Genomic DNA, 14,227 nt, shown 5'->3' with positions numbered 1-14,227 from the left:
CTAAAAATGGGCAAAAGTCTAAGTCTTTCCGAGGCCGCCGCGATTCTGGCCGATCCGCCGTCTTCAGTGGGTTTTCCGACTGATGTGCGCGACGACACCAGTTCAAGCAACGTCGTTTCGTTCAAAAATACGGGCAAAAAAGGACTGTCGATCGCCGATGGCGCCAGAATGCTGGCTGATGCCGAATCCGGCCGAGGCAACAACAGCCGATCGCGCAAGTTTCGTGACCCGGGCGGCGACCTTTCGATAAGCGATGCGGCAAAGCTTCTTGTTGGGCAGACACCAAAATACGAAGGCCGACTTACCAAATCGCAGGGCGTTGATGAGCTTCTGGGCCGCAATAACAAAGGGCAGTCCACAGGGGGCAGACTGACGAAAAGCCAGGCGGCACAGCTTCTTACTGGCGCTAGCAGCGACAACCGCAGCAGCGGCAATATCGGCAGCTATGAAGGCGTCGTGTCGGACTATGTGATTGAATCGCAAAACGCCTCGATTGCGTTCGCAAATACCCTTGCAGCCTGGAACAATCTCTCCAACCAGTTCAGTGCTTTTGCGAACGCCGTTGCGTCTTCCTTCCCTGAAGTGGTGGAGGGCGGCGACACCGCTGTCATGCGCATGGGTCCGGCCCGCTATAGACAGTTTCTCACTGCCGAGGAGCAGTTTTACCGGTTTGAGGACGCCGCCAAGGCGCTCTACGATCAACACGCCCAAGCCTGGAGCCAGGCGGTGCATGTTGAAAATCTGGAGTTCCTGGCGCGCAATCCCGACTTTGACGAGGCCGACGCGGACATGATGGCCGCCGTTCTCGTGTCTGTCGTGGGGGAGAACGAGGCCATTGCGCTGGCAAGCCCCAATGCAACGGTTTCCGCTTCAGATCCCCGGATTCTCGACGTGCTTAAAATCGCCGCCGGCACTGAGGACGGGGACACCATCATTCAAACACTGGTCGGCGCCGGCTTCAACAACATGGATATTGCCGCAATCGCTAACGGAACGGCGCGCTGCCACGTTCTGGACCATCGCGTTCGCACAATCCTCTTGCGCGCAGCCCGCAACATTGAATCGGTCGAGGAAGACTGAGAAATGAGCCGTGCGAACAAGCTCCGCGCGCTAAGCCGCGACCCTGGCGCCACGGAAGGCGAGCGCCAGGCCGCAGCCGAGGCTCTGGAACGCCACGAGCGGGCAAACCCGACGCTGCCGCCCCCAGAACGGCACACTAGGGAATGGTTCGCCCTAGTGGGTCTATTCCGGCGCCGTGTTGACGATCTCCACTGCCGGGCGGGAGCGCTTATGCCTCTCGGCAATCCGCCCCTGTCATGGCCGGAATACCGGATTTTGAAGAACATGGCCCGCAACGGTGCTGACCCCTTCAACGGCGCGGATGTCAGTTTTATCGAGACGGTCGAGCGGAAACTGTCTGAACGCGGCTCGCGGGGCGATGCGGAGCAAAACGAGACAATCGCGCTGGCCTATGAACCTGGGATTACGGTCGATGATGCTTAACCCAAAATTGCAAAAGGACCTTGGGAACCTGATGAACCTCGATATCCATGAGGCCGAACGGTTCTGGCGCAAAGAAGCTCACGCCATGGCGAAGGGGTATTTCGAAGCGATGACAACCAGTCCCCAGACCCCGCAAGAGCTTGCGGAAATTGGCCCCATGTTGCTGGCGGTGTGCGCTGAAATGGCTGCGCCGCCGGTTGCGCCTAAAAGACTTTTACGAGTGCAGCACGCCAGCCGCGCCGCTTTTTATGAGCGCCTGCGCGTCTTGCTTCACTTCGCCGAAGACACTGTCAGCCCTGGTAGGGTGGCGGGATGATGCACGTTCAGATTCATGAGATTTGGCCAAGGTCCATCAGCGTGAGCATCGCCGCAGGACGCGCCAGAGTGGCGCCGGAAACAATCGTGCGCTGGTGCAAGCGGGAAGGTATCGGCAAGCAGTTGCGCTTGAAAGCGCCGTGGCGTGTCGATCCGGTCGGGCTCGCAATAGTGTTGGCCGGCGACAAGGACGCACTGGAGGCTTATCAGGCTGGCGACTGGGAAAACCCCGTAATTCAGCGATATGCCGATATGGCCAGGATGCTGGAAACAAGACGGGTTGCCTGACCCTCGAAAATGCCGGTAAATGTCTGATATTGTTTTCTTTTATGGTGCCCGTCGCGTTGTGAAAGGTGCTGCCGGAAACTAGAATCCCCCCCATGTCATCAACGGGGATCTTCCCATTGCGCACCACAAACGGAATGCCAGAACGCATCAGGGTCCGCGTCTTCAGTGACGAGAAAGCCGCGATGCTTGAAACCGCTGCAAAGCGTGGTCTGAATCTCTCCGATTTCATCCGGCAGATCGCCGCTGAAGCGATGAGGACTGCGGCATGAGCTCAATCTATTCGTGGTCGACCACAGCGGCCACCAATTCCACGTCTGATACCCTGATCAATTGGGCTGAAGGTCAGGCGCCATCAACCGTCAATGGTTCCGCTCGCGAGATGATGGCTCGCGTTGCCGAGTTCATCGACGATATTGGTGGCGCTATCGCCGCTGGTGGGACCGCCAACGCCTTGACGGTGACGGCTAATTCCCCCTTTGCGGCCTATGCAGACGGGCTAATGCTGGCCGTGCGGATCGCGACCGACAATACAGGTGCGGCCACGCTCAATGTGAACGGCCTTGGCGTCAAATCAATCCGCAAGATGGTCGCGGCCGGTGAGGTGGTTCTGGCTTCGGGCGATCTCCAAGCCGCTGGGATTAGCGAGTTCCGCTATTCGACCGCGCTCAACTCGGGTGCCGGCGCCTGGCTGCTCCTCAACCCTATAAACAGCAGCTCGCTGTCAAATCCCACGTCTGCGGGAACCATCCTTGATGTCAACACGGCAGGGCAGGCCATTGGTGTCAATGGCACCCCGGCTGTTGGATCGAACGGTCTACGGATAACCACGATCTCCCCCGCCACGACTGCGGCGTCTTTCATGACGTTCGATCGCAACGGCACATTTGCCGCCAATTTCGGCATAGATACCGACAATGACCTAAAAATCGGCGGTTTTTCGATGGGCGCGAATGCCTACAAGGTCATGCATGAAAACCTGACCACTGGCACATTCGCCGGCACCTATACGTTCTCTGGAGCCGCGACTTTTGGCAGCTCGATTACCGCTGCGAGCAATATTACGACAGCCGGAAGCTTCACGGCAAACACCAGCTTCCTATCGTCATCGATCAACGCCGTTGTTGCGAACAATGGGGGCACCGGCGCCGTCTATTTGCGCCCCAATGGCGCGGGATCGACAACGGGCCAAGTTCAAATTTCATCCTCCGGTGCGGTGGCTATCAATGGCGCCGCTACTGTCTCCGGCACTTTGACGGTCGGCGGTGTTCAGGTCCAGACGGATACCGGAGCTGCCAATGCTGCCTTGGCTGTTGGTGCCGTAGGAACCTATGCGCAGCTTGTGGCTCCGTCAGCCGGCAACATAGGGGCTGGCGCTACCCTGGCCGGGAGTTCGCTGCGATACGCGAATGCCGCCGGTGACGACACTGGTGTAAGCCCTTCCGGCACATGGAAGCTGATGGGTATTTCATTAGGCCCAAGCGGCTCGGCGGCGCAAAGAACCAGTCTTTGGCTCAGGATATCATAAATGGTTACGCTGACACCGATCAATGAACCAGCCAGTCTTTCGCTGGCCCGTGCTCGCGCCTTGGCCGAAGCAGACGCGGCGCGCAGGGCGGCATCCGATCCCGGCGCCCCGAAGCCTTGGGAAGATTTCACGCCCAACGGCGCAGCATCCAGCCGATTGCCTGTCTTCGAAGTGCAAGGACCGGATGGGTCTTTGTACGAGGTTCAAGCCCCAGATCAGGAAACGGCAGTCAAAGCCTTTCAGACGCAAGGCAAGACCGTCCAGATGCCAGATGGAACGATGGTCAATTTTCCCGGCACGATGTCGGACACGACCATTCGCGGCCTGATCGCTCAGAAGTTCCCCGCACAGGTCGGCGCTCTCGGAGCGTCTAAACCTCTCTCGGAGCGCGATGCGACAGGACACTATTCCCTTGCCGATCAACAGCAGTACAGCGCCCCCGGCTCTGCCGCGATGGGTGCAGCGGACGCTACAACGTTCGGGTTTGGCGATGAACTTGCCTCCTATTTGGGCAGCGCTCTTAGTGGCGTGCCACGTAACCAAGTCTTGCAGGAGATGCGCACCGATGCCGGCAGCGCAAGGTCTCAAAACCCCGCCTCATATGTTGGCGGCCAGATCGGTGGCGGCCTGGCTCAAGCTCTCGCTACAGGCGGGGCAGGCTTCGGTACGAGCGCAGCCCGTGCGGGCGGTTCGCTGGGCCGCGTAGCGCTTGGCGGAATGGCTGATGGCGGTATCATGGGCGGCCTGTTCGGCGCCGGCAGCGCAAACGGTGACTTGGCCGACCGCGCCACAGGCGGCCTTGTTGGCGGTGGCGTGGGGGCTCTCGCTGGTGGGGCGCTGCCTTATGTCGTCTCTGGCGTAACAGCCGCTGCAAAGCCTCTCATTGCCCCGATAATGGCGAGGCTCCAGCCGCAGCAATACGCCGACGCGGCGCTTGCAGAAGCTTTGAGCCGATCCGGCAGAACGCCCGATGAAATCGCACAGGCCCTCACTGCCGCTCAACAGGACGGCCAGGGCATGTTTACCGTTGCCGACGCCATGGGGAATGCAGGGCAGCGCGTCCTGTCCACAGCCGCACGAAACCCGCATGAGGGCCGCCAGGCGCTTGTAGAGGCGCTCCAGGCCCGGCAAATGGGTCAGGGCGACCGACTGAGCAACGCGCTTGTCGAGGGCTTCGACGCGCCTGATACTGCCACGCAGCGCATTGCCTCACTGATGAACGCCCGAACCTCTGTAGCGGACGCAAATTATGCTGCGGCTCGCCAAGGCGCTGGCCCTGTCGATGTCTCTGGCGCCATTGCTGCGGCTGACAATCTCCTGACCCCTGGCGTTAATCGGCTCGCCAGCCCTTCCGGTATCGCAAACGACAGCCTGGAGGGCGCGGTGCAACGTGCTCGCAGCCTGCTCACTGATGGTCAATCGCAAATCACTGACTTCAATTCAGTGCTTCGCGCAAAGCAGGAAATTGGCGACCAGATCGCTACTGCCGTACGCGCCGGGCAGAATAACCGGGCTCGCGTCCTAGGCCAGATCAACGACCAATTGGACGCCGCGCTTGAAAATGCATCGTCTGGCTATCGACAGGCCAACGATATGTTCCGCATACAAAGCCGCGTGATCGACGCTGTTGACACGGGCAGGGGCGCTGCATCTGGCCGCACCCGTGCAGCCGACAATATCGGCAATTTCAACGCCATGACGCCGGATGAACAGCAAGCTTTCAGGGCTGGTTATGTCGATCCGACTATTGCCCGTGTCGAAAGCTCCGCTATTGCGCCGACGACCAACAAGGCCCGGTTCCTGATGACTGAGAAGACCGGCCAGGAGTTCCCGGCCTTTGCTGCGCCTGGACGTGCTGACCAATTGGGGAACAGGGTGGCCCGTGAACAGCGCATGTTCGAAACGGCCAATTCAGCGCTTGGCGGCTCGAAGACCGCTGACAATCTTGCCGACGCGGCAGACCTCAACAAATTCGATCCGTCGATAATGACGAACCTGTTGAAAGGCCGCCCTGTTGCCGCAGTCGTCTCGGCTTTGACAAAGGTTCTGAATGAATCGCGGGGAATGCCGGCTTCTGTCCTGACCCGGCTCTCGCGGTCGCTGATGGAAACCGATCCGATCGCCGCAAGGGAATTGCTCAATGCGGGCACCAGTGTCAATCTGAGCGCTGCCGCACGGAAGGCCGCTTACAGTTCGATTCTGACCAAGCTAACCACTACGGCAGCCGTTCCCGCTCTCACGGCCAACTAGCGGCGCATCCACTTTGGGACTTTGTTGCCGGTGATTTCTGTCACGAAGGCAACAAAGGCGCCGCCGGAAACGGCTCCTAGAACGACTGAGTGCCAGTCCAGCGTCATCAGGGTTAGCGACCCGAGCCAAAGCAGGGCGAGCACGGTTCCCGCAGCCCAGAAAACGCTGTTTCCAGAGCGGTCTTTCGGTGGCTCGTCTGCATCGTGGTCAATCTTTTTCATGCGCTGCCTTTCGTGGCCACCGCCAGCAGATTCTAGATCGAAACCCGGAATCTGTGAATCCCCTGTTTGTTCCGCTTGTGAGAGGCGGAATCCGGCTTAACAGATCACCGCTTCAATTCGCCGGTGAACCGAAAATTCCTTGTACCAAGACCCGGCGATTAAATAGGATCGAGGTACACAGTTCTCGGAATTGACGCTTATGAAGCTTTCGCAGTTGGGACCGCCGCTCATCGTCCGGCGCTTCAGCATAAAGCCAAGGGACGAGAGCGACCGTTGGTACATCTGCCGAATATGCGACCAGCGGGTTGATCGGCGCGATGTGAGGCAATTCATCTGGCACAATCAGCTTGAGCATTTGCCGCTGGAAATAGACGAATGAAAGAAAAAGCCCGGCGCGGGGGTGCAACCGGGCTTTTCCTTTAGGGGCACAAACAGTGGCGCCTACGTGATTTTGCGCCGACAATCCGAGGATAAATTAGAAAGTCTGAATAAACCGTTGCAGGTCAAAGCGGTGGACGCCGCAACCCTGTCCCAAGACAGTGTGGGCAAGTGACGGTCTTGCCGGGAAAGCCTGTTCGGTGCGTGCCAAGCCAAACTGGCGCACGATCCTTACCACAAAGGATGAAGCTGAAGCCCTGGCGCTGGAGCAGGCGATGTCTCAGGATGGCGTCAAGGCGCGGATCGAGGAGTTGAGGTCGAAGCCGAAAGGAAAGCGCTAGGTGGCCCAAGCGTTTCGCAATTTCGTCCAACGTGAGTTGTCAGTGAGTTCGTTCTTCGCATCTGCCATCAGCGCCGACTTGCCCCATTTAGTGGCTGCGGCTCGGGCGGCGTCGATCTGGTCTTTCCGTGGCTTCGCTGAAAGCCCCGGGAATAGGCCTTCAGCTTCAGGGCGCAAGAAGTCGCCGGTTTTGGTCGGATAAATGGAGGCAAACCAGATCAGAAAAAGCCCTAGCACGTACGGGCTGCGGCCTGAAGCGACCATATAGTCAAGGCACGCTACTGCAAGAGTGCTGTCGCAGTCGTCATCCGCGAGTTCTGGAATTACAGCATCAGGGTCACGATCAGCATGCTTTAAGAAGTTGCGTGGACCATTTAGTCGATCTCGAAAGTCCTTTGCAGGCTTGCCGTGGGCTATCATAAACTGGTCCATCATCCGAAGGGATCCGCTTCGGCTGAGGAGTGCGTCGGAAATCTCCCAGCAGTTGGCAGCAAGGGTGTAAACGGCCAACGGTTCATCCAGATACCAGTGAATATGGATCGCAGCCAACATTTGACGCCGCGCGGCATCGATCTTGGATATCGACGACATTCTTGCTTTTCCGGATCATTGTCCTGGCGCAGCATCACCTTGACGGTGAACAAACGCAAGCCGGCTCCCTTTCGGGAGCGCTTGACGATTCCAGCGAATAGGAACATCGTGCCAGGCGGAGCGTGACAACTCCCGCTGATCGGCCTTGCCGGGCCGTAGGCAACCAGAGCGTTGGGCGAGGCGATCCTTGCCGGGATCAAGTACGTCCAACGAAAAGAACGAGCCGACAGCCGTCGGCGCGAACCGGCGCACTATGCCGGGAGAGCGGCGGCTATGCAATACCCGAAAGGGAAAGGCCGTCGCGCATGGTCTCTGGCCATGTTGTCACCCTCCCGGCGCCAGTGCTGACCGCTGGCAACCGGCCGTGACAAGCCGTCAATCCAGAGAAGAACCATGACCTACTTAGCTATATGCCTGCTGCTTGCCGCAGCTAGCCTCCGCACGCGCGTCGTGCGCCTGCACCTAGCCATTCGACTGCTCCGCACCGCTAGCGCTCTAGGCGCCGCCGGTGGCCGCGTCATCGACCAGGTTGAGCGGGAGATTGGCCAATGAACGCCCATGTCAAGATTCTAAAGCCCTACGGGATGCCGCAGGGGATGAACCCGCGCACATGGCGCCAGGAAGTAGAGAAGCGCCTGAACGACCTCCTAGACCGCGCTATGAGCCTGATCAACGCCCTCGATCTGATGGAGGCTGATGTCGACCTTGAGGAGACTGGCGACGACGAATCGTCGTTAGGCTGGCCGGAGCGTGGTCCCGTCGCCTATGGCTGCCAATGTGACGACAGGGAAATGGACAACTGCGACGACGAGGACGGCCACGACGCAGAGGAAGAGAACGAGCACGGTGGCGACATCCTTGACCAGCCGCACGACGACAATGGCGATAGCGAGCCGTGGCTTGGATGGGGCAACCCCATGGCTCAGAACGGTGTAGGCGTTGAAAGTCTGGTTGGGCTGGAAGACACCCCGGATTGTTGTGGCATCGGTCAGTTCACCGGGGAGGGTGCCGACGAAGCGCGCCGGATGCTTCGCGGACGCGGGCGCAATGAACCGTCACTGACAACCGTGGCGCCAGCTATCGCGATTGCCAATTGGTACGGCCTCAAGGAGTTCTGGAAATAGCTTCGCCACCTTTGCAACGACTTGGCCCGCTGCCTCACGGTGGCGGGCTTCTTGATTCTGCCTGAACGGGCCGTTTCGATAGCTGCTTCACGGCTCTCAAGGGTGTTTGTTGCCCCGAACGTTGCCCCGGCTCTGGTGCTGCCCCGATTGGGTGGCCCGAAGATTTAGCTAAGTGTTTGAAAATGTTTGGCTCCCCGGGCCGGATTCGAACCAGCGACCAACCGGTTAACAGCCGGTTGCTCTACCACTGAGCTACCGGGGAACGGATGCTCTTCAGCAAGTGGCGCAGCCTATAGCAAACACCTTTCGCCTTTGCAAAGAAGCATTTCGCTTTTTTCCGAGACTTTTTCGCGCGGCGGGTTTCTCGCAATCGGCGGCGTCCGCCCTCATATTAGCCGTCTTGGCGATGGGCGCGGAACCGAAACGGCGGTCGCGGCTTTCGTAAACAGGCTTTTTCGAGCGACCAGATGGACAGCCATTGGCGATGACGGCAGCAGACGAAAACCGGATACCGGCACGAAAGATCTCGATTTTCGGGCGCGAATTCACCATGCCGCAATCGCGCGGCCTCAGAATCACGATCGGCATTCTCTTGACCATCGGCGGCATTCTTGGCTTTCTGCCGATCCTTGGCTTCTGGATGGTTCCGATCGGATTGCTGGTGCTCTCCTATGAATTCGCCATGGTGCGGCGCCACCGGCGTCGCTTCGTCGTCTGGTGGGAGCGGCGGCGTCGGCCGGATGGAACGACGGGCACCAAACCGGGCGTTTGACCATGCCGTTCTTCCGCTGCGTTATGCCCTTGTTCGGGTTTCGGATTTTGGCGAATCCGCTTTTCGGTTCGCACCTCTTCCCAAATCCTCGCGGATTTCCCTGAGAACGGCGGCAGCCGAGGCCAGGCGCGCGCGGTCGCGCGGCGAAAGCCTGGCGGTGCCATCTATCGCCAGGCAGTCGATGGCATGGCGCAGCAACGCCTCGCATGCTGATCGCGACAAGCCGTCCCAGGCGTTCGTTCCGGTGTTGGGCGTTGCCGGCCGCATGGCGAAGTCCTCCTCGTTTCTCAACGGTGGCGAGGGCGTGGAGTTTCTCGTGATCTCCTGGTATACTTAATGATCGTCTAATATGCGTCGTGACCCATTGTGACCACGACGATCGATGTGGAGGGTCGGATTCTTGCAGAGGAAACCGCGCCGAATGCGTGGTGGCCGCTTGACGCCATTTTCGCCGCAACCTATTGGAACCGGGTGGAACGCCGGGAGCAACGAGGCCTCGTGGCGGAGTGGTTACGCAGAGGACTGCAAATCCTTGCACCCCGGTTCGATTCCGGGCGAGGCCTCCAATACCCGGGCTCCCGCGCGCTCAGCGCCGGAGCCTGACGTTCTCATCGAAATGAACCGCGGTTCTGGCGCGGCAAGCGGATTGGTTGGAACATGAGCGCTGATTTCTCCGAGCTTCGCGTCAAGATGGTCGACGGTCAGGTTCGCACCACCGACGTGACCAGCGCCCCGCTGCTGGAGGCCATGCTTACCGTGCCGCGCGAGGTCTTCGTTGCCGACCGCCAGCGCGATCTCGCCTATATCGACGAGGACATCCGCATTGCCGACGGCGCCGATGGTGCGCGCTATCTGATGGAAGCATCGCCGCTGGCCAAGCTGATGCAGCTGGCCGAGATCAATGCGACCGATTCGGCGCTCGACGTCGGCTGTGGCACCGGATACGCCTCAGCCATCCTGTCGCGGCTGGCGAGGTCGGTCGTGGCGCTCGAAAGCGATTCGACGCTGGCGCAAACCGCGGCATCGACGCTTTCCGGCCTTGGCTGCGGCAATGTGACCGTGGTCCAGGGCGCGCTGGCGCAGGGTCATGCGGCCAAGGCACCCTATGACGTCATCTTCATCGGCGGCAGCGTCGAGAAAGTGCCGGCGCCGTTGCTCGATCAGCTCGCCGAAGGCGGCCGACTCGTCGCGGTCGAAGGGCGGGGCAATTCCGGCGTGGCGCGACTTTTTTTCAAGGCCGGGGGGGTTGTAACCGGGAGAAGGGCATTTAATGCGGCAATTAAGCCACTACCCGGATTCGAACGTGAGCATGCTTTTGAATTCTGAATGATTTTGCCTTGCAGCAGAGGCTTTGTCATGGTCGCTTGCATTTGAACAATCGTTGCGATCCCAGACTGGGGGCACTTTGGGACCGAGCGACAGGGAATGAAACACGCCACTCCGGCTGCTCTAACGAGAAGCTGGAGCGGCGTAGTTCCCATGGGAAACGAATGAGGGATATACCCGTGCCGTCTGTATCCAAGAGCTTTTTTGCCGCCGTCCTCGTCTCCGCGACCGCGCTGTCCCCACTAAGCGCTTCGGCGGAAACCATCACAGGCGCGCTCGCCAAGGCTTATCAATACAATTCCACGCTGAATTCATCCCGCGCCGGTGTACGCGTCACCGACGAAGGCGTGGCGATTGCCAAATCAGGCTGGCGCCCAACGATTACTGGATCGGCTTCCATCGACTATACAAACACGCGCCAGGCAAATGGCGGCGGTAATTCGAAGCTGACGAGTGGCGGTTACGGCATTCAGATCAACCAGTCGCTGTTTGACGGCTTTCAGACGAAAAACAACGTGGCGGCGGCTGAAGCCCAGGTAAAGGCATCGGTCGAGAGCCTGCGCAATACCGAAGAGAACACGCTGTTCAGCGCAGCCACGGCCTATATGGACGTGATCCGGGATCGGCAGATCGCGGTGCTGACGGAGCAGAACCTGCAGTTCCTGACCGAGCAGGCGCGTGCCGCGCGCTCGCGTTTCGAGGTTGGTGAGGGCACGCGCACCGATGTCGCGCAGGCCGATGCGTCGCGTGCCTCGGCGGTGGCCTCGCTGAGTGCCGCCCGCGCGCAGGCGCTGGCCAGTGCCGCGACCTACCACCAGGTCGTCGGCGACGAGCCGGGCAAGCTCAAGCCCGCTTCGCCGTTGGGCAGGCTGCTGCCGTCGAGCCTCGATGCGGCGATTGCGATCGGGGCTAATGAACACCCGGCCATTCTCGCTACGCAGCATCTGGTCGACGCGGCGGCGTTCTCGGTGAAGTCAGCGGAGGGCGCGCTGTTGCCACAGCTGTCCGCGTCGGCCGGCATTTCGGAAAACTACCGCAACGCCATCCCCGACCTTTCCGGTTCCAACGGCAATTCGACCTCGGCCAATATCGGTGCGACGCTGACCATTCCGATCTATTCGGGCGGTCGGACCTCGGCGGTCGTGCGGCAGAACAAGGAATTGCTTGGCCAGGCCCGCATCCAGGTCGACGTCAGCCGCGACCAGGTTCGCCAGGCCGTTGCCACCGCATGGTCGCAATACACCGCCGCGCAGCAGAGCGTCTCGGCCAACAAGCAAGTGATCGACGCCGCGCAACTGGCGCTGAACGGCGTCATCGAAGAGCGCAATGTCGGCCAGAGGACCACGCTCGACGTCCTCAACGCGCAGGCCGCCGTCATCACCGCCAAGATCAACCAGGCCAATTCCGAACACGATGTGGTGGTGGCGAGCTATGCCATCCTGTCGGCGATGGGTCGCCTGTCGGTCGACCGGCTTGCCTTGCAGGTTACCAAGTACAAGCCCGAAGAGCACTACAACGCTGTCAAGGACAAGTGGATCGGCGTGCGTACGCCGGACGGCCGCTAAACGCCTGAGGCTCGACTTGTGTCGGGCCCGGCTGAGCGGAACCTGGGTTGAAACCGGTTCCGCTCTGGTTTCCTGCTCTATTCCTTTGCATTGACGCAATTCCCGAGGGAAAGCGCTATGCGCTTTCCGGGGAAAGCCGTTTTCACACTGTTCCCGGAATTGCTTCTAATCTGTTGAAATCCCACATGTCCCCAGATTGGGGATTCTCGTGCAGCGTTCCGTCGGTTACGCTGTCGCCATGATTCGAATCCGGCTTCTGCCGGAGCGGAAGACTAACAGGTCACAAGGGCGGCGGATGTGACGATGGCAACGGCAAGCAGCGCACAGCGCGAACCTTCCATGGAAGAGATACTGGCTTCCATCAGGAGGATCATCGAGGACAGCGACAACGGTCGCAAGCAGCCGGGCGAGACCGAAGAGCTGCGGCAGGATCTTGAGCCGTCGCCGGGCGAGGCTCCCGCCGCCGATGTCGATGCTTTTCGCGCCGAGTTGCATGCTGCCCCCGAAACCAGGAAGCCGGTCGCGCTCGCGGAAGTCCAGGCGCCGTCGCCCGAGCCGGTGATTGCGCGCATGGAATCGCAGACGCGCGCCGATCCCGTGCCGCTCAAGCCGTCGATGACGCTTGCCGAGGTCAGCGCCAGGATCGCCGCGGAGCCGGCGCCCGTCACAGCGACCGAAGCGCCGGCCGCCCCGCAGGCCAGCGCGACAAGCGATGCCATCGTTGCCGATTGGCGGCGCGAGATCGCGGCGGTCGGAGAGCAGGCGAAAGCGATACCGGGCATCCGCAAGCCGGTCGCCCAGCCCGAAGCGCCGGCGAGTGAACCGGTGGTGGAGGCTGCGTTCGAACGGCCGTCTTCAAACGAGGCTCCGGCAGACGACGCCCAGGCGCGCGCGGGGGCAAATGAGGCGCCCGCGGCGCGCCCGGCAATCCTCTCCGAACACACGGGCCGGCAGGTCGCGGCGGCCTTCGGCGAGTTGTCCGATGCCTTTGCCAGCCGCAGCAAGAAGACATTCGACGAGATGGCCGAGGAGATGCTGCGGCCGATGCTGCAGGACTGGTTGGACAACAATCTGCCGACGCTGGTCGAGCGCCTGGTGCGCGAGGAGATCGAGCGCGTGGCGCGCGGCGCGCAGTAATCTCCTCCAACGATCACTCCCGAAACGCCGCCCGTGAGGCGGCGTTTTTGTCGATGAGGTCAGCCCGCGCTGGTCGCGAAGCAGATGAGGTTGCTGTCGAGGTCCTTGACGATGAACGTGCGAGCGCCCCAGGGTTCGGTCCGCAATGTCTGGTGAAACGGGGCCGTGGCCGCCTGACACTCCAGAAACAGGGCCTTGATGTTGTCGACGACGATCGTCGCCGCCAGTAGGTCATCGGTCGAATTGGCGGCGAGTGGAGGCTTGTCGACATGGCGCAGGTTGAGCCGTGCGCCATCGCGGATGATTTGGGCGTAGAAGGGCGGCTCGCCATAGGTGAAGCGCGTCTCGAAGCCGAGCTTTTGCCGATAGAAATTACAGGCCGCTACGATGTCGCTGACAAAGAGCTGTGGCTCGGCAAAGGCGAGATGCGGTTTCGCGGCGTCTGTTGCTGCATGATCGGTCACGGTTTGAAGGCCTTCCTTCAGCGCCTGCCAGCTCTCGAAACCTGACTTTCTGGCGACGAGTTCCTGGGCATCGGCAAGCTTGAAGCCGTGATCGAGGATTTGGCTGTCGCTGAGATCGTGAAAACGCGGCAAGAGCCATCCAATCACAGCGGCGACGGGATAGTACCGCTCGCGGTGCCATTTGAGATAGAGCTTGGCCTGTTTCTTGTGGTGTTCGAGGGTCGGCATGGGCGCATTGCGGGGTTGAGGTGGCGTAGGCGGGCAATGCCCCTCCGGCCGGAAGCCGATGCGCCCTACTGCAGCGTCCGCACGGTATGGCTACGACGCCCGGCGGTCAAGCTGCGAGTGCCGAGCGCCACGACCCTCCGTTGAAATGTGGGCGGGAGCGACTATTTGCTTCTGGTGAACCGAGGCGGCCCTTGCGGTTG

At 60.6% G+C, this 14,227-nt stretch carries 18 protein-coding genes and 2 tRNA genes; 15 read left to right on the top strand and 5 right to left on the bottom strand.

What is annotated here, in order from left to right; genetic code table 11:
• Positions 1-6 precede the first annotated feature (6 nt).
• The 7 genes from ACLGL5_RS25950 (at position 7) to ACLGL5_RS25920 (ending at position 5,881) form a co-directional block, all read left to right on the top strand.
• Positions 7-1,080 (top strand): hypothetical protein, encoded by a 1,074-nt coding sequence (locus ACLGL5_RS25950; RefSeq protein ID WP_069092322.1) that lies wholly within the window; start codon positions 7-9, stop codon positions 1,078-1,080.
• Positions 1,081-1,083: 3 nt separating this feature from the next.
• Positions 1,084-1,503 carry a hypothetical protein gene (locus ACLGL5_RS25945; RefSeq protein WP_069092321.1) on the top strand — a complete coding sequence of 140 codons (420 nt, stop codon included), beginning with the start codon at positions 1,084-1,086 and terminating at the stop codon, positions 1,501-1,503.
• A complete protein-coding gene (locus ACLGL5_RS25940; RefSeq protein ID WP_069092320.1) occupies positions 1,493-1,819 on the top strand; it encodes a hypothetical protein in 327 nt (108 codons plus the stop codon). The genes ACLGL5_RS25945 and ACLGL5_RS25940 overlap by 11 nt, the downstream gene beginning before the upstream one ends.
• Before the next feature lie 41 nt (positions 1,820-1,860).
• Entirely contained in the window at positions 1,861-2,106 is a 246-nt protein-coding gene (locus ACLGL5_RS25935) for a hypothetical protein (RefSeq protein ID WP_494372794.1), read from the top strand.
• Between the two features lie 116 nt (positions 2,107-2,222).
• Entirely contained in the window at positions 2,223-2,375 is a 153-nt protein-coding gene (locus ACLGL5_RS25930; RefSeq protein ID WP_171903297.1) for a plasmid mobilization protein, read from the top strand.
• Positions 2,372-3,631 (top strand): hypothetical protein, encoded by a 1,260-nt coding sequence (locus ACLGL5_RS25925; RefSeq protein WP_069092318.1) that lies wholly within the window; start codon positions 2,372-2,374, stop codon positions 3,629-3,631. The genes ACLGL5_RS25930 and ACLGL5_RS25925 overlap by 4 nt, the downstream gene beginning before the upstream one ends.
• Complete coding sequence (locus ACLGL5_RS25920) at positions 3,632-5,881, top strand: hypothetical protein (protein ID WP_245307163.1); 2,250 nt, start codon at positions 3,632-3,634, stop codon at positions 5,879-5,881. It abuts the gene before it with no gap.
• Here ACLGL5_RS25920 and ACLGL5_RS25915 read toward each other — a convergent pair.
• Together ACLGL5_RS25915 and ACLGL5_RS25910 are read right to left on the bottom strand one after the other, a co-directional pair.
• Positions 5,878-6,102, bottom strand: a complete 225-nt coding sequence (locus tag ACLGL5_RS25915; RefSeq protein ID WP_069092317.1) for a hypothetical protein — start codon at positions 6,100-6,102, stop codon at positions 5,878-5,880. The genes ACLGL5_RS25920 and ACLGL5_RS25915 overlap by 4 nt on opposite strands.
• 112 nt (positions 6,103-6,214) lie before the next feature.
• Entirely contained in the window at positions 6,215-6,508 is a 294-nt protein-coding gene (locus ACLGL5_RS25910; RefSeq protein ID WP_141700949.1) for a hypothetical protein, read from the bottom strand.
• Positions 6,509-6,680: 172 nt separating this feature from the next.
• On the opposite strand from ACLGL5_RS25910, the gene ACLGL5_RS25905 reads away from it, so the two are divergent.
• Positions 6,681-6,821: a hypothetical protein gene (locus tag ACLGL5_RS25905; RefSeq protein WP_171903296.1), complete on the top strand. Its 141-nt coding sequence runs from the start codon at positions 6,681-6,683 to the stop codon at positions 6,819-6,821.
• Here ACLGL5_RS25905 and ACLGL5_RS25900 read toward each other — a convergent pair.
• Positions 6,818-7,411 (bottom strand): hypothetical protein, encoded by a 594-nt coding sequence (locus ACLGL5_RS25900; protein ID WP_069092315.1) that lies wholly within the window; start codon positions 7,409-7,411, stop codon positions 6,818-6,820. The two genes, ACLGL5_RS25905 and ACLGL5_RS25900, sit on opposite strands and share 4 nt — an antisense overlap.
• Before the next feature lie 548 nt (positions 7,412-7,959).
• Here ACLGL5_RS25900 and ACLGL5_RS25895 point away from each other — a divergent pair.
• Positions 7,960-8,535 (top strand): hypothetical protein, encoded by a 576-nt coding sequence (locus ACLGL5_RS25895; RefSeq protein ID WP_069092314.1) that lies wholly within the window; start codon positions 7,960-7,962, stop codon positions 8,533-8,535.
• A 187-nt stretch (positions 8,536-8,722) separates the two neighbouring features.
• On the opposite strand, the gene ACLGL5_RS25890 is transcribed toward ACLGL5_RS25895, so the two are convergent.
• Positions 8,723-8,797: transfer RNA gene (locus tag ACLGL5_RS25890), tRNA-Asn, on the bottom strand.
• A 222-nt stretch (positions 8,798-9,019) separates the two neighbouring features.
• Here ACLGL5_RS25890 and ACLGL5_RS25885 point away from each other — a divergent pair.
• From ACLGL5_RS25885 to ACLGL5_RS25860, 6 genes are all read left to right on the top strand, one after another.
• Positions 9,020-9,307, top strand: a complete 288-nt coding sequence (locus tag ACLGL5_RS25885) for a hypothetical protein (RefSeq protein WP_019858587.1) — start codon at positions 9,020-9,022, stop codon at positions 9,305-9,307.
• Complete coding sequence (locus ACLGL5_RS25880) at positions 9,276-9,644, top strand: hypothetical protein (RefSeq protein WP_141700948.1); 369 nt, start codon at positions 9,276-9,278, stop codon at positions 9,642-9,644. The genes ACLGL5_RS25885 and ACLGL5_RS25880 overlap by 32 nt, the downstream gene beginning before the upstream one ends.
• A gap of 155 nt (positions 9,645-9,799) precedes the next feature.
• Positions 9,800-9,873: transfer RNA gene (locus ACLGL5_RS25875), tRNA-Cys, on the top strand.
• 91 nt (positions 9,874-9,964) lie between these two features.
• On the top strand, positions 9,965-10,633 hold the full coding sequence (locus ACLGL5_RS25870; protein WP_038647265.1) for a protein-L-isoaspartate O-methyltransferase family protein: 669 nt from the start codon (positions 9,965-9,967) through the stop codon (positions 10,631-10,633).
• Positions 10,634-10,812: 179 nt separating this feature from the next.
• Positions 10,813-12,198 carry a TolC family outer membrane protein gene (locus tag ACLGL5_RS25865; protein WP_494372793.1) on the top strand — a complete coding sequence of 462 codons (1,386 nt, stop codon included), beginning with the start codon at positions 10,813-10,815 and terminating at the stop codon, positions 12,196-12,198.
• A 303-nt stretch (positions 12,199-12,501) separates the two neighbouring features.
• The gene (locus tag ACLGL5_RS25860) at positions 12,502-13,335 is read left to right on the top strand and encodes a PopZ family protein (RefSeq protein ID WP_064984130.1); all 834 of its coding nucleotides are present in this window, start codon (positions 12,502-12,504) and stop codon (positions 13,333-13,335) included.
• Positions 13,336-13,394: 59 nt separating this feature from the next.
• Here the strand turns inward: ACLGL5_RS25860 and ACLGL5_RS25855 are convergent, their stop codons facing one another.
• The gene (locus ACLGL5_RS25855) at positions 13,395-14,027 is read right to left on the bottom strand and encodes a bleomycin resistance protein (RefSeq protein ID WP_069092312.1); all 633 of its coding nucleotides are present in this window, start codon (positions 14,025-14,027) and stop codon (positions 13,395-13,397) included.
• Positions 14,028-14,227 lie beyond the last annotated feature (200 nt).

Source organism: Mesorhizobium sp. U510, from assembly GCF_059180695.1.
This window is presented reverse-complemented; position numbering and strand designations above follow the sequence as displayed.